The following is a 13,170-nucleotide window of genomic DNA, read 5'->3' as shown; positions in this document are numbered from 1 at the left end:
CCTAGCCGCGGCCCTGGTCTGGCATCTGTCCACCTGACCTACACCAGCAGCACTGCTGCCCCGGCGATGCGACCGCCGGCCAAATCGCTCAGTGCCCGGGCGGCTTGATCGAGTGGATACTCCGGTGTCGTCACCTCGATGCGGTGACGGCCGGCGAAGTCGAGAAACTCGCGCGCGTCGGCCCGGGTATTCGAGGTGACCGAGCGAATCTGGCGCTCCTGGAACAGGTGACGCTGATAGTTCAGGGCCGGGATATCGGACAGGTGGATTCCGGCGATCGCCAACGTGCCGCCGCGGTCCAGCGCCTCGCAGGCGGGCAGCACCAGATCTCCGACCGGGGCGAACAGGATCGCGGCATCCAGCGGCACCGGCGGCGGATCCGCCGCCCCCTGAGCCGATGCCGCGCCGAGGGCCAGCGCCAGCTCGCGTGCCTGCTCGCCGCGGGTCATCACGTGCAGCTCGGCACCCTGGGCCAACGCGACCTGGGCGGTGATGTGCGCGCTGCCGCCGAAGCCGTAAATGCCCAGCCGGCCACCCGGCGGCAGCTGTGCCCGCAGCAGCGAACGGTATCCGATGATGCCGGCGCACAACAGCGGCGCGAGCTCGCTGTCGCTGTACCCGCTCGGCAGGTGGTGCGCGAAAGCCGCTGGAACCGTCGCGAATTCGGCGTACCCGCCGTCGGCATCCCAGCCGGTGTAGCGGGACTGCGGGCAGAGGTTTTCGTCGCCTCGGCGGCAGTATCTGCACACACCGCAGGTGTGGCGCAGCCAGGCAATGCCGACCCGGTCCCCCACGTTGAACCCGTCGCCGGCCTCGACGCCCACCGCCGATCCGACCTCAACGACCTCGCCCACCACTTCGTGGCCGGGGGTGACGTGCTCGCGGTGCACCGGAAGGTCACCCTCAGTGACGTGCAGGTCGGTGCGGCACACCCCGCAGGCCCGCACGGCCACCAGCAACTCCGAGGGCGCCGGCCGCGGCACTTCGGTGGTGACCCGCTCCAGCGGGTCGGTGTCCATCGGGCCGGGCCGACGCACCCGCCACGCGTCCATTGTGGTCGTCGCTGAGGCCATCACCCCATCATGCCGCTATGCGCCGCCACCACGCATGGGCCCAAAGGCCCTGGTGCTACAGGGTCTTCGTGCGCGAGGTGGCGAACTTGTAGATCAGCAACAGGATCACCGCGCCGACCAGCGCACCCAGGAAGGAGTGCTGAATGGGCGGGTGAATGTCGAACTGGTGCGGCGGGAAGACGATGCTGCCCAGGGTGCCGCCGACATACGAGCCGACGATGCCGAGCAGGGCGGTGGCGACCCAACCCATCGGCTGCTTGCCCGGCACCAGCAGGCGCGCGACCAGGCCGACGATCAGACCCAAGACGATCAGCCAGACGATATGCAGAATCATGACCGGCTCCTTCGATTTAACTGACAGACGGGACGTGTGGCCGTATACCCCGTCGGAGCCGACTCAACCGCCTCGGCGAAACGCCCCTTCTCATGCCGCAATTCGGCCTGATGCGGCGACGCGGGAAGCCCCCAGGCGGGTCGGCGATTCGCGCCGCACCCGATTTGCCACAGATCGCCCGGCCGATCAGCTCCTGCGCACCAGGCCGACGATCCAGAGCAGAATCACCGACCCCAGTAACGCGGTGAAGAAGGTGAAGATCCAGCCGCCGGCCGCGGTGTCGAAGAAGAAGCTGAGCAAAAAGCCGCCGATCAGTGCGCCGACGATACCGATCACGATGTTCATCAAGATTCCGGAGCCGGAACCCTTCATGATCTTGCCCGCGGCCCATCCCGCAAGACCGCCGATGATGATGTAGCCGATCAGGCCGACGCTCGTCGTCGTGGTCGATCGGGCCAGGTACTCGGTAGCCGCCATGACATCCATGCGAGTCTCCTTGCGGTTCGTTGGCAGAGCTCAGCGTAAAAGCCGGCGCCGTCGTGGCGGTATACCCCCGTTTACGGGTCAGGCACTAAACGACGTCGGTTGCGGCGCCGGGCTCGGGGTAGGAGTGACCTCGCTCGCGGGTGCCTGGCCGGGCACCGGGGCGGGGGCTCCCGGTGCCGGAGTTGCCGGAGCCGGTGCGGGCGCGCCCGGAGCCGGTGGTGCGCCCGGAGCCGGTGGTGCGGTGAACGGCAGAATCGATTCCGCCAGTGCCTTGGCACCGACCTTGTCTACCGGGTTGTTGCCGGTACCGAGCCACACGACAAACCAGCGTTGGGGCGGACCGGCGGTAGCTGCGTTGGGAGCGCTGACCACACCGGTCCAGATCTGTCCATTGGGTTTGCTCGGATCGCTGAACTTGACCTCGTAGAACGACGAGCTTCCGGTGATGCCGTTAGCTCCGGTGAGCGGGGCGGATTCCTGATTGATCCGGGTGCCGGGGTACGGCATGAAGAACTCACCCATGTCCGAGCCCAGCCGGACGGCGGCCTTGGCGTCATTGGCTTCGGCACTGGCGTAGAGCTTTTGGTCCAGGCGGCCCATCACAATGCGGGTGTCGTTTGCCACCGGCGCGGGCTGACCGGGCTGCGGCGGCGGACCGATCATCTTGCTGAGCAGCGCGGAACCATAGTCGAGGTGCGAGGCGTCCGACTCGGCCCACCCACCGGGAAGCAGGTAGCTGAAGCCGCCGACGAGGTTGGTGATGCGGGCGGCGTTGGGGTCGACGGGCGGCGGCGGCGCAGGTGCGTTGGGGTCCACCGGCGGGGGCGGCGGGGGCACCGGCGCGTTCGGGTCACCGGCCGCCGGCTGCCCGGCAGATGCCGGGCCGCCCGGCGCGGGCGCCGCGGTCGTCGGCGCGGGTGCGCCCGGGGCCGGGGCCGGGGACGGGGCGGAGGTCGTTGCCGGCACCGGAGTCGGGACCTCGGGATCGGCATAAGCGGGGGCCGGCAACGCGAAGGTGACGGCACTGGCACTGGTCACCGTGGCGATCGCCAGCGTCGCCCACAGGCCTTTGCGACGTGTCGAGTGTGAGTCCACCTGATCCATGGCGACGAACCTACCGTGTTACCGCTGCGACGCAAGGATGCCGTGCTGGCGATGCGCGCGTTGTTGCCGGAGCGCAACCTTCGGTGGGTCTGCGCAGTTCACTGCGGGTTGGTGCGACGGGGTGTCGCCGGATACAGCGCCACTTCGCGCGCTTTGACCGAAAACCACACCCGTTCTCCGGGGGTCAGTTCCAGCTCGGCGGCGGCCTCGGCGGTGATCTCGGCGGCCAGTCCGGGGGCGCCGCCGGGCTGTTCCTCGCCTCGCACCACGACCGCGGGTCCGCGAATGTCCAGCTCTGAGACGGTGACCTCGACCCAATTGCGGGGGCTGCCGTGCGGCAGGTCGCGGTAGACCGCCACCGCCGTCGGCCCGAACACGGCGATCGCATCCTGCCCGTCGGTCAGCTCGGCGCCCAGCTGCTCGGCGGGGGTTCCGTACCAGCGGACGCCGGAGCGGGTCCGCAGCGAGCCCCCCGGCCCGATGGTTCCGTTGACCAGGTTGACGCCGGCAATGCGGGCCCCGAAATGGCTGCGCGGCGCGGTGAGCACTTCGGGGACCGGGCCGACTTCGGCGATCCTGCCGCCCTCGAGCACCAGCGCCCGATCGGCCAGGGTGAACACGTCGAGCAGGTCGTGCGTGATCAGGACGACCGCGCAGCCGCTGCGGGCGACAGCGGTCCGCAACACCGCGCGGATGGCGGCGGCCGCCCCGACGTCCAACCCGGTCAGCGGCTCGTCGAGCAGCAGCACCTCGGGCTCGGCGGCCAATGCTCGTGCGATCGCCACCCGCTGAGCCTGACCGCCGGACAACTGTCTCGGTTTGCGGTCGGCGAACTGCTCGGCATCCACCTCGCGCAGCCAGCGCAGGGCCGTCTGCTTCTCGGTGGCGCGAGCCGATTGGAAAAGGCCACGACGGCTTCGCAGCCCGAACGCCACGTTGGCGGCGACGCTCAGGTGCGGGAACAGCAGCGGGTCCTGCAGCAGCAGCCCGACCCGGCGGTCGTGTGTCGCCACGTCGACCCCGGCGGCGGTGTCGGTCAGCACCCGATCCCCCAACCGCACCACGCCCTCATCAGGGCGAAGCAGACCGGCGATGACGTGCAGGGCGGTCGACTTTCCCGCGCCGTTGGGTCCCAGCACCGCGAGCACCTCACCCGGGGACACCGAAAACTCCACGTCCAACTCGCGGTCGGCGACGACCGCGCGAAGCTGCAGCTCGCTCACGGGCTACCCGGCCTCCGTTCCGGTCAGCCGGCGAGCGCCCAGGCCGAGCACCACCAGCGCGGCCACCGCGACGAGCAGAATCGACAGTGCGACAGCCGCATTCGCGTCGGTCACCCGTTGCAGATAGATCTCCAGCGGCAGGGTGCGGGTGACCCCATGGCGCGAACCCGCGAAAGTCAGCGTCGCGCCGAACTCGCCCAGCGAGCGGGCGAACGCCAGCACCGCGCCGGACGTCAGTCCGGGCAGCAGCAGCGGCAAAGTGACCCGCCACCACACCGCGCTGGGGCGAGCCCCGAGCGTGGCCGCGACCACCTCATAGTCGGCGCCCGCCGTACGGGCCGCGCCCTCGAGGGAAATCACCAGAAACGGCAACGAGACAAACGTCTGCGCCAACACCACCGCGGTGGTGCTGAAGGCGATGCGCAAGCCCGCGGCTTCCAGGTACTGCCCCAGCAGTCCGAGCCGGCCGAACGCGTAGAGCAACGCAATGCCTCCCACCACCGGTGGCAGCACCAGCGGCAGCAGGATCAGGGGCCGCAGCAGCCGGACCAGCAGGGCCGTACTGCGGGCCAGCACCAGTGCCATCGGCACGCCCAGCAGCACGCACAGGACGGTGCTCGCGGCCGCGGTCTTGAGGCTGAGCAGCAGTGCCGTCTTGGACGACGCGCTGGTGATCAGCGACCAGAAATCCGGCCAGTCGACCTTGATCGCGATCGCCAGCAGCGGCAACACCACGAAGGCGGCACCGATGGTTGCAGGGACATACACCCAGCGGGGCAGATGCGTGGGCGCGTGCACGGCTGCGGGTCAGGGTTTCGCGAAGCCGAATTGAGCCAGGATCTTCTGGCCGGCCTCAGACGTCACCAGCGTCACGAACTTTTGCGCGGTCGCCGGCTGCGGTGCCTTCCTCAACACCCCGATGGGGTAGACGTTCACCGCACCCGCGGCTTCGGGAAAGTTGACCGTCGCGACGTTGTCTTTCGCGTTCTTCGCATCCGTGACATAGACCAGCGCGGCATCGGCCTGCCCGGTGGTGACCTTGTTGAGGACGTCGGTCACGGTGGTTTCCTCGCTGACCGGATTGAGATGCACCCCGGTGCTGTCCTCGATGCGCTGGGTCGCCGCCCCGCATGGCACCGGCTTCTGGCAGATCACGACGTTGAGGCCCGGCTTGGCCAGATCGGCGAAGGAGCCGATGTGGCGCGGATTGCCCGGCGCGGTGACGATGACCAGCGTGTTGGCGGCGAAATTCGTCGGGTTTCCGGCGACAAGCCCGGCCTTGACGACGGTGTCCATCTGCGCGGTGTCCGCCGACGCGAACACATCGGCGCTCGCACCCTGCGTCAGCTGGACGGCGAGTTCGGAGGAGCCGGCGAAGTCGAATTCGACGCCGCTACCGGGATTGTCGGCCTTGAACTGCTGACCGAGCCGGGTGAACGCCGGCTTGAGCGAGGCCGCGGCGAACACCACGATCGAGGCGGACGGCGACGAGGACGGTTTCGGACTACAGGCGACCAGGCCCGCGACGAGGATCGCGCATATCAACCAGGCCAGGACCGCGATCCGACGCATGCTCAGACCCTAGCTCGCGGCGGATGAAGCGGTGACGACCAAAGAGTTATCGAAAATTGTCCGCGCGTCGTGGCGTCCTTAGTTTCCCCTTAGAACTACTGTCCAGTAACATTCGGCGTAGATTGACGCCATACGCGCTGAGATCCCAGGCATCGGTCCTGTGGCGTGACACCATCGGAACCACGATCACATCGCCGAGCGGAGCGTTAACGCTGGTGAAGGCCAGGGTCTGGGTTCAACGTTGAACACGAGGAGGATGGCTGTGGAGGTGCTGGTCACCGGCGGCGACACGGATCTGGGGCGGACAGTAGCCGAGGGATTTCGCGATGGCGGTCACAAGGCGACCCTCGTGGGTGCGCGGCGCGGCGACCTCGAGGTCGCCGCGAAAGAGCTCGACGTCGACGCGATCGTCTGCGACACCACCGACCCGGCCAGCCTCGAAGAGGCTCGTGGGTTGTTCCCCCACCACTTGGACACCATCGTCAACGTGCCGGATAGCGGCTGGAGCGATGGCGACCCACGCACGTATTCGCTGTCCGACACCGCCGCCGTATGGCGCAGTTCGCTCGAGGCGACCGTGCTGTCGGCGGTGCTGACGGTGCAAGCCGTCGGCGATCACCTGCGCTCCGGTGGCTCCATCATCAGCGTCGTGCCGGAAAATCCGCCCGCGGCCAGTGTCGACGCCGCGATCAAAGCGACGCTGTCGAGCTGGATCGCCGGACAGGCCGGCATTTTCGGCACTCGCGGGATCACGGTGAACGCCGTGGCGAGCGGGCGCAGTGCCCAGGCCGGTTACGAAGGTCTCTCGCGCACACCGCCTTCCGTCGCCGACGAGGTCGCGCGGTTGGCCTTGTTCCTGACGACCCCGGCGGCCCGCCACATCACCGGCCAGACGCTGCACGTCAGCCACGGCGCCCTCGCGCGTTTCGCCTAGGAAGTACCCAAACGGGGACCAGATCCCCTGTGCGCCTAGGTATTTGGTGACGCACCAACCGGAAACCATTGCCGAACACATCAAAAGCAACGTCTGCGGCTTTTGTTCGGTATGTAACCGGCGTCGCATTCGATGCCGGACATGACGCGAATCACGTTGGCGCGACCAGCGGCAATGCATTGGTGTGGTTGATTGCACAGGCTTACTATCTGGGTTTCCGGGCGGCGGGGTGACTAGCGTTGTAGCTAACTGAGACCGCGCCCGACGAAGCCCCACCAGGAGCATTCAAACCAATGAGCCCCCAGCAAGAAGGCACAGCTGATCCGAAGCGACGCCATCAGGTCGTCATCATCGGATCGGGATTCGGCGGACTCAACGCGGCAAAGAAACTCAAGCACGCCGACGTCGACATCAAATTGATCGCCCGCACCACTCACCACCTGTTCCAGCCGTTGCTCTATCAGGTGGCCACCGGCATCGTGTCCGAAGGCGACATCGCGCCGCCCACCAGGGTCGTGCTGCGCCGGCAGCGCAATGTCCAGGTGCTGCTCGGTGACGTCACCCACATCGACCTCGCCGGCAAGTTCGTCGTATCGGACTTGCTGGGTCACACGTACGAAACTCCTTATGACAGCCTGATCGTCGCGGCCGGCGCCGGCCAGTCCTACTTCGGCAACGACCAGTTCGCGGAGTTCGCCCCCGGCATGAAGTCGATCGACGACGCACTCGAGGTGCGGGGCCGAATCCTGAGCGCCTTCGAGCAGGCCGAGCGGTCTCGCGATCCGGAACGGCGGGCCAAACTCTTGACGTTCACCGTCATCGGGGCCGGACCCACCGGCGTCGAAATGGCCGGGCAGATCGCGGAATTGGCGGCCCACACCCTGAAAGGTTCGTTCCGGCACATCGACTCCACCCGGGCCCGGGTGATTCTTCTCGACGCCGCGCCCGCGGTGCTGCCGCCGTTCGGCGAGAAGCTGGGCGCCCGGGCGCGTGCTCGGCTGGAGAAGATGGGCGTCGAGATCCAGTTGGGGGCGATGGTCACTGACGTCGACCGCAACGGCATCACCGTCAAAGATTCCGACGGCACCATTCGACGTATCGAGTCCGCCTGCAAGGTCTGGTCCGCGGGTGTCCAGGCCAGCGGTCTGGGCAGTGACCTCGCCGACCAGTCGGCGGCCGAACTCGACCGTGCGGGACGAGTCAAGGTGCTGCCCGACCTGTCCGTGCCCGGATACCCCAACGTCTTCGTGGTCGGAGACATGGCCGCGGTCGAGGGCGTGCCGGGAGTCGCGCAGGGCGCGATCCAGGGTGCCAAGTACGTCGCCGGCACGATCAAGGCCGAACTCGCGGGCGCCGACCCGGCCGAGCGAGCGCCCTTCCAGTACTTCGACAAGGGTTCCATGGCCACCGTGTCGCGCTTTTCGGCGGTGGCCAAGGTCGGGCCGCTGGAGTTCAGCGGTTTCATCGCGTGGCTGATGTGGCTGGTGCTGCACCTGGTGTATCTGGTCGGGTTCAAGACCAAGGTCAGCACGTTGCTGTCCTGGACCGTGACCTTCCTCAGCACCCAGCGCGGGCAGCTGACTATCACCGAGCAGCAGGCGTTCGCCCGCACCCGCATCGAACAACTTGCGGTGCTGGCCGCGGAAGCGAAGCGACCTGTCGCTGCCAGAAAGGCGAGTTAGCCGACTAGTCGGTCGGCCTGCCACGTCCGGAGCGTGCCGCCGCCTGCCAGCGCCAAAACCGTGGATTCGCTCGGCATATCCGTGAATTCTGTTGCTGGATAGCATAGTTCACTGATCGTTGCTCGCGGGGCAGCGATACCGTCGTCGGCGGCCGACCCCGCACCCAATTCCACCCGGTGCCGCAATAGCGGGCGATCATGCCGGTCGGCGCGTAGCGATCCCGACCAGAAGCCGTCGCGCTCATTGTATCTGCCTATCTGCACTCGCTCGCGGAATCGAACCCGGCCGTCCTCGCGCAGCGCCAGCGTCACCGTCGACACATGGCGCGCGTCAGCGGCTATGACGGTGGGCTCGAGGTCGACATCCAGGTTTCCGCTCACCTCGATGTCCCAATAAGCTTGTGAAGTAGGTGTTTTCGGCCCTGGTAGGGCCAGGGTGGCGGCGGCGCTACGTAGCTTCAGCACCGCACCGGGCTCGACGACGACGCGGATCTCGATGGTGTCGCCGCCCAGCGGGGTGGCGGCCGCCGACACCAGGTGAACCGTGTCGGGCGCGGTGCAGCGGGCCTGAATTCCGCCGCAGCACTGAATGCGCGGCAACCGGTTACGCAACGCGAGCAGCAAGACCTCAGAGTGCATCGGCGGACAATTGCGCGTGCACCCAGGCCAGCACCTCCGTGGCGGCGGGGTCTTTGGTCAGTGACTGCAGTACCGTCGGGCGCCCGTCGCGCACCGCGTCGGCGTCGCGCGCCATCACGTCCAGGTCGGCGCCGACCAATGGTGCCAGATCAATCTTGTTTACTACCAGCAGATCCGAATACGTCACTCCCGGCCCGCCCTTGCGGGGAACTTTGTCACCGCCGGCCACGTCGATGACGAAGATCTGGGCGTCCACCAAGCCCGACGAGAAGGTGGCGGTGAGGTTGTCGCCACCGGATTCGACCAGGATCAAGTCGAGTGTGTCGTGGGCGGCGATCAAGTCGTCGATCGCGTCGAGGTTCGCGGTGATGTCGTCACGGATCGCGGTGTGCGGGCATCCGCCGGTCTGCACGGCCGCGATCCGGTCGTTCGGCAGCACAGCGTGTTTGCGCAGAAAGTCAGCGTCTTCGGTGGTGTAGATGTCATTGGTCAGCACGGCCAGCGACACCTCGTCACGCAGCTGCCGGCACAGCGCGGCGACGAGTGCCGTTTTTCCCGAGCCGACCGGGCCGCCGATGCCGATGCGCAGCGGCTCCCCGGGCTGCCTGACGCGCTTCGGCCGCTCAAGGTGTGAATAGCTATGGGAATGTGCTGACATGTCGTGTCTTTCGGGAGATGAATAGGAATCGTTCGCGCTTGGCGCAGTTGAAGCCAGCGTATCGACGAAAAGATGGCCCGGTCGGCCAGGTAGGCACACGGCCGCAGGGGTCCTTCCCAGGAAAGTCACAGCCGTCTGACCGCTAAGTCAGACTTCAACTTGAGGTCGAGCAGGTACGTTGAACCCTGGCGCGCCGAGACGGCCGCCCGGACGAGTTCGCCGTACCCGGAGTGCGACAAGACGGTGACCGCGGGATGCCTTGCGCGCCAGTCAACCGAGAAACGGCTTTCGAACTCACACGTTTGAATTTGGTCGTCGGGGCATCCTCCACCGTCAGTTGGTACTCGACGAGAGGAAAACGATGTTTAACCCGTTTGCCGGCCAGGCCGATATTCCCAACCGCGAGGGTGCGTGGGCACAGCAAGCCGAGGCCGAGCTGTCGACCCGGCGCCACCAGGAAGAGATCGAGCGCTGCCTGTCCCATGGGCTGGAAGCCGCCCCCACCATCAACGACCGCACGCTGTCCACCTTCTCCCGCGGCGAGCTGCCGCACTTTGCCGGAGAACGCGGGACGTTTCTGAAGTGCCCGTTCCTGGAGGACGTGCATGACGTGGGCGACGCCGAAGTGGCCGTCTTCGGCGCCCCGCTGGACGCGGGCACCACGTACCGCCCGGGTACCCGATTCGGCCCGATGGGAATTCGCCGCTCCACCAACCTGTTTGGCACGTATTGCTACGAACTGGGCGTCGACCTGCGCGAGCAGCTCAACATTGTCGACATCGGCGACGTGGTGACCATTCCCGCCAACATCGAGAAGTCGTTCGACCAGATCAGCACGGCCATGTCCCACGTGGTCTCGCAGGGCGTGTTTCCGGTGATCCTGGGCGGCGACCACTCGATCGGGTTCCCCACCGTGCGTGGCCTGGCCCCGCACATGGACGGCAATGTCGGCATCATCCACTTCGACCGCCACGTCGACACGCAGGAAACCGATCTCGACGAGCGAATGCACACCACGCCGTGGTTCCACGCCACCAACATCAAGAACGCCCCGGCCACCAACCTGGTACAGATCGGCATCGGCGGGTGGCAGGCGCCACGCGCGGGCGTGCAGGTCGGACGGCGGCGCGGCAGTACCGTCATCACGGTCGGTGACGTCGAGCGCGTCGGGATCGAGAAGGTCGCCGAGATCGCGTTGGAGACGGCGTGGAAAGATGCCAAGGCCGTATATCTGTCGTTCGACATCGACGTGATCGACGCCGGATTCGTGCCGGGTACCGGCTGGCCGGAGCCGGGTGGTCTGCTGCCGCGCGAAGCGCTCAATCTCATCCGGCTGATCTCCGAACCGGGACTCAACGGCATTGAGGTGGTGGAGTGCTCACCGCCCTACGACTGGGCTGAGCAGACCGCGCTGATGAGTAGCCGGGTGATCCTGGACAGCCTGGCCGTCATGGTCCGGGCAGGCAAACTCGGTAAGAAACCGGCCGCGCTGAAGCGTCAGGCCTGGGGACCGTACGCCGACTAGTTCGGCAGATTGTCGACCATGAACACCGAATACGGGTGACCGAATTGCCTGTCATCCCTTAAAACCGCAGACTTTGTAATTGAAGCCAGTGAGTCAATAGCTCAGTGGCCATATAGCAAACTGCAGTTACAGAGTTTATGCGCAGTCGGGCGGCGTTGGGTGTCGTCGTATGCAATGTTCTAGCCCTAGCGTTCTGCCGTTCATTCCATTTGAGTGCACCTCCAGTTTCATTCCCAGCTAATTCTCAGTCGTTAACCATAGTTATTGCAGCCGCCCAGTTGGATATTGCTAATTGTGCGAAATGGTCGACGTCACGGCGCCGCTTTGTAAGTGCGTGCAGTGACGATCACATGGGGGCATCGCACAAATCGTGCGTCGGCGATCGCGCACGAACCTGAGCGCCAAACCATCGCCCGACTCGGGCCGGCTGCGTTTGAGATGGCGCCTCGACCGTTGGGGGTTGGCTAGTGGATTATGCGACGCTCCCGCCCGAGGTCAACTCTGGGCGGATGTACGCGGGGGCGGGGGTCGGACCCCTGGTGGCGGCCGGTGCGGCCTGGGATGCGTTGGCAGCCGAATTAAGTTCTGCGGCAACATCTTATTGGACGGTGATGACCGAGCTCGCCAGTGGGCCGTGGGTGGGTCCGTCGTCGGGGGCGATGGCCGCCGCGCTCGCTCCGTACGTGTCGTGGATGAATTCGACTGCGGCGCAAGCTGAACAGACGGCCAGCCAGCTCGGCTCCGCGGTTGCGGCCTACGAGGCCGCGTTCGCCGCTACGGTCCCGCCGCCCGAGATCGAGGTCAATAGGGCGCTGTTGGCGTCCTTGGTGGCCACCAACGTGCTCGGGCAGAACACCTCGGCGATCGCGGCTACCGAGGCGCAGTACACCGAGATGTGGGCACAGGACGCCGCGGCGATGTACGGCTACGCGGGAGCCTCGGCAACGGCAACGAGGTTGACTCCCTTCAACTCTCCACCACAGACGACCAACACCTCCGGTACGGCCCAGCAGGCCGCTTCGGTGGACCGCGCTGCGGCCTCGTCGGCCGGTCCGAGCACGCAATCGGCACTGGCGAATGTGCCGAACGCGCTGCAGAACCTGTCGACTGGCTCGATCGCCACGCCATCCGATCTCGACCCGGAGCTGGGCAGCCTGCTCGACACTCCCACCGGCGGGCCGACCGGCCTTAACTTGTTCACCCAGAACGTCGGCAACTGGGCCCTAGTGATCAGTGGCCCGTTGTTCACGGCGTCGGGTATCACTCCCCTGCTAGGTGGGTTGTACGGGCTGGCATTGCCGACGGCGGCGGTCGCCGGTGACATCAGTCCGGCCGACGCCGGGCTGGGCACCCTGGTGGATTCGCACGCGGGTGGCACGGGCTCGGTCGCGGCGAGCCTGGGCAGGTCGGCCGCGGTCGGTCAGCTGTCGGTGCCGCAAGCCTGGGGCAGCTCCCCCGCTGTCCGATTGGCGGCCAGTGCATCACCATTGTCGCCCGCCGCGCTGGGCGGCGTGCCCGCGGCCGGGGCGGCCGCACCCGGAGGGTTCTTCGGTATTCCGCCGATCGGCAGCCTGGTCAACGCCCCCGGGGGCGAACGGGCCCGGGCTCGCGGCGGCCCGGAACCGAAAGTCATCCCGGCATTGCCTGGCGAATCCGGGGCTGCCGAGCCGCCGGTGGCCAACCGGGCGCAACCGGCCCGCCGCCACGTCGTCAGCGCGTTGAGCGAAAGCGAACGCCAGGAGCTGGAGAAGCTGCGTAAGGACATCGCCGACGCGGCGACGGAGCGCGATGCAGCCGCCCGTCTGATCAAGGAGGCGATGTCGTGACCGCCCCGATGGACTTCGCGGGAATGCCTCCCGAGGTCAACTCCGCGCGCATGTATGCCGGCGCCGGGCCGGGGTCGTGGACTACGGCCGTGGCGGCCTGGGCCAAATTAGCCAG

At 67.0% G+C, this 13,170-nt stretch carries 14 protein-coding genes and 1 riboswitch; of the genes, 5 read left to right on the top strand and 9 right to left on the bottom strand.

Annotated features, from left to right (window positions below):
• Nucleotides 1-38: 38 nt before the first annotated feature.
• The 7 genes from AC5Y5O_RS30945 to modA form a co-directional block, all read right to left on the bottom strand.
• The gene (locus tag AC5Y5O_RS30945; protein ID WP_096287814.1) at nt 39-1,073 is read right to left on the bottom strand and encodes a zinc-binding alcohol dehydrogenase family protein; all 1,035 of its coding nucleotides are present in this window, start codon (nt 1,071-1,073) and stop codon (nt 39-41) included.
• Between the two features lie 55 nt (nt 1,074-1,128).
• Nucleotides 1,129-1,407 (bottom strand): GlsB/YeaQ/YmgE family stress response membrane protein, encoded by a 279-nt coding sequence (locus AC5Y5O_RS30940; protein ID WP_096287812.1) that lies wholly within the window; start codon nt 1,405-1,407, stop codon nt 1,129-1,131.
• Between the two features lie 186 nt (nt 1,408-1,593).
• Nucleotides 1,594-1,893, bottom strand: coding sequence for a GlsB/YeaQ/YmgE family stress response membrane protein (locus tag AC5Y5O_RS30935; RefSeq protein WP_342927745.1), 300 nt, complete (start codon nt 1,891-1,893; stop codon nt 1,594-1,596).
• A 78-nt stretch (nt 1,894-1,971) separates the two neighbouring features.
• Nucleotides 1,972-2,997, bottom strand: coding sequence for an alanine and proline-rich secreted protein Apa (locus AC5Y5O_RS30930; protein WP_500028680.1), 1,026 nt, complete (start codon nt 2,995-2,997; stop codon nt 1,972-1,974).
• A gap of 98 nt (nt 2,998-3,095) precedes the next feature.
• Complete coding sequence (locus AC5Y5O_RS30925) at nt 3,096-4,220, bottom strand: sulfate/molybdate ABC transporter ATP-binding protein (protein WP_500028679.1); 1,125 nt, start codon at nt 4,218-4,220, stop codon at nt 3,096-3,098.
• Between the two features lie 3 nt (nt 4,221-4,223).
• Nucleotides 4,224-5,018, bottom strand: coding sequence for an ABC transporter permease (locus AC5Y5O_RS30920; RefSeq protein ID WP_500028678.1), 795 nt, complete (start codon nt 5,016-5,018; stop codon nt 4,224-4,226).
• Between the two features lie 9 nt (nt 5,019-5,027).
• Nucleotides 5,028-5,792 carry a molybdate ABC transporter substrate-binding protein gene (gene modA, locus AC5Y5O_RS30915; protein ID WP_500028677.1) on the bottom strand — a complete coding sequence of 255 codons (765 nt, stop codon included), beginning with the start codon at nt 5,790-5,792 and terminating at the stop codon, nt 5,028-5,030.
• A 256-nt stretch (nt 5,793-6,048) separates the two neighbouring features.
• On the opposite strand from modA, the gene AC5Y5O_RS30910 reads away from it, so the two are divergent.
• Both AC5Y5O_RS30910 and AC5Y5O_RS30905 read left to right on the top strand, forming a co-directional pair.
• Nucleotides 6,049-6,726, top strand: coding sequence for an SDR family oxidoreductase (locus AC5Y5O_RS30910; RefSeq protein ID WP_500028676.1), 678 nt, complete (start codon nt 6,049-6,051; stop codon nt 6,724-6,726).
• A 293-nt stretch (nt 6,727-7,019) separates the two neighbouring features.
• The gene (locus AC5Y5O_RS30905) at nt 7,020-8,408 is read left to right on the top strand and encodes an NAD(P)/FAD-dependent oxidoreductase (protein WP_096287800.1); all 1,389 of its coding nucleotides are present in this window, start codon (nt 7,020-7,022) and stop codon (nt 8,406-8,408) included.
• On the opposite strand, the gene AC5Y5O_RS30900 is transcribed toward AC5Y5O_RS30905, so the two are convergent.
• Both AC5Y5O_RS30900 and ureG read right to left on the bottom strand, forming a co-directional pair.
• Entirely contained in the window at nt 8,405-9,046 is a 642-nt protein-coding gene (locus AC5Y5O_RS30900) for an urease accessory protein UreD (RefSeq protein WP_500028675.1), read from the bottom strand. The genes AC5Y5O_RS30905 and AC5Y5O_RS30900 overlap by 4 nt on opposite strands.
• Nucleotides 9,036-9,704, bottom strand: a complete 669-nt coding sequence (ureG, locus tag AC5Y5O_RS30895; protein ID WP_096287798.1) for an urease accessory protein UreG — start codon at nt 9,702-9,704, stop codon at nt 9,036-9,038. The genes AC5Y5O_RS30900 and ureG overlap by 11 nt, the downstream gene beginning before the upstream one ends.
• A gap of 187 nt (nt 9,705-9,891) precedes the next feature.
• Nucleotides 9,892-9,954: riboswitch (guanidine-III (ykkC-III) riboswitch) on the top strand.
• A gap of 111 nt (nt 9,955-10,065) precedes the next feature.
• Here ureG and AC5Y5O_RS30890 point away from each other — a divergent pair.
• The 3 genes from AC5Y5O_RS30890 to AC5Y5O_RS30880 all read left to right on the top strand — a co-directional run.
• The gene (locus AC5Y5O_RS30890; RefSeq protein ID WP_096287796.1) at nt 10,066-11,229 is read left to right on the top strand and encodes an agmatinase family protein; all 1,164 of its coding nucleotides are present in this window, start codon (nt 10,066-10,068) and stop codon (nt 11,227-11,229) included.
• A gap of 467 nt (nt 11,230-11,696) precedes the next feature.
• Nucleotides 11,697-13,055 carry a PPE family protein gene (locus tag AC5Y5O_RS30885; protein WP_500028674.1) on the top strand — a complete coding sequence of 453 codons (1,359 nt, stop codon included), beginning with the start codon at nt 11,697-11,699 and terminating at the stop codon, nt 13,053-13,055.
• 8 nt (nt 13,056-13,063) lie between these two features.
• Nucleotides 13,064-13,170, top strand: a 107-nt coding sequence (locus AC5Y5O_RS30880; protein ID WP_500028681.1) for a PPE domain-containing protein, incomplete at its 3' end; no start/stop codon positions are given.

The organism is Mycobacterium sp. NGS40, assembly GCF_059812735.1.
The sequence above is the reverse complement of the archived record's forward strand: the minus strand, read 5'-3'. Positions and strand labels throughout refer to the sequence as shown.

Bases quoted from the DNA above. Each gene is read 5' to 3' on its own strand.
- AC5Y5O_RS30900 (WP_500028675.1), bottom strand. From the start codon at position 9,046: ATGCACTCTGAGGTCTTGCTGCTCGCGTTGCGTAACCGGTTGCCGCGC.
- modA (WP_500028677.1), bottom strand. From the start codon at position 5,792: ATGCGTCGGATCGCGGTCCTGGCCTGGTTGATATGCGCGATCCTCGTC.
- AC5Y5O_RS30890 (WP_096287796.1), top strand. From the start codon at position 10,066: ATGTTTAACCCGTTTGCCGGCCAGGCCGATATTCCCAACCGCGAGGGT.
- ureG (WP_096287798.1), bottom strand. From the start codon at position 9,704: ATGTCAGCACATTCCCATAGCTATTCACACCTTGAGCGGCCGAAGCGC.
- AC5Y5O_RS30935 (WP_342927745.1), bottom strand. From the start codon at position 1,893: ATGGATGTCATGGCGGCTACCGAGTACCTGGCCCGATCGACCACGACG.
- AC5Y5O_RS30910 (WP_500028676.1), top strand. From the start codon at position 6,049: ATGGCTGTGGAGGTGCTGGTCACCGGCGGCGACACGGATCTGGGGCGG.
- AC5Y5O_RS30930 (WP_500028680.1), bottom strand. From the start codon at position 2,997: ATGGATCAGGTGGACTCACACTCGACACGTCGCAAAGGCCTGTGGGCG.
- AC5Y5O_RS30945 (WP_096287814.1), bottom strand. From the start codon at position 1,073: ATGGCCTCAGCGACGACCACAATGGACGCGTGGCGGGTGCGTCGGCCC.
- AC5Y5O_RS30940 (WP_096287812.1), bottom strand. From the start codon at position 1,407: ATGATTCTGCATATCGTCTGGCTGATCGTCTTGGGTCTGATCGTCGGC.
- AC5Y5O_RS30905 (WP_096287800.1), top strand. From the start codon at position 7,020: ATGAGCCCCCAGCAAGAAGGCACAGCTGATCCGAAGCGACGCCATCAG.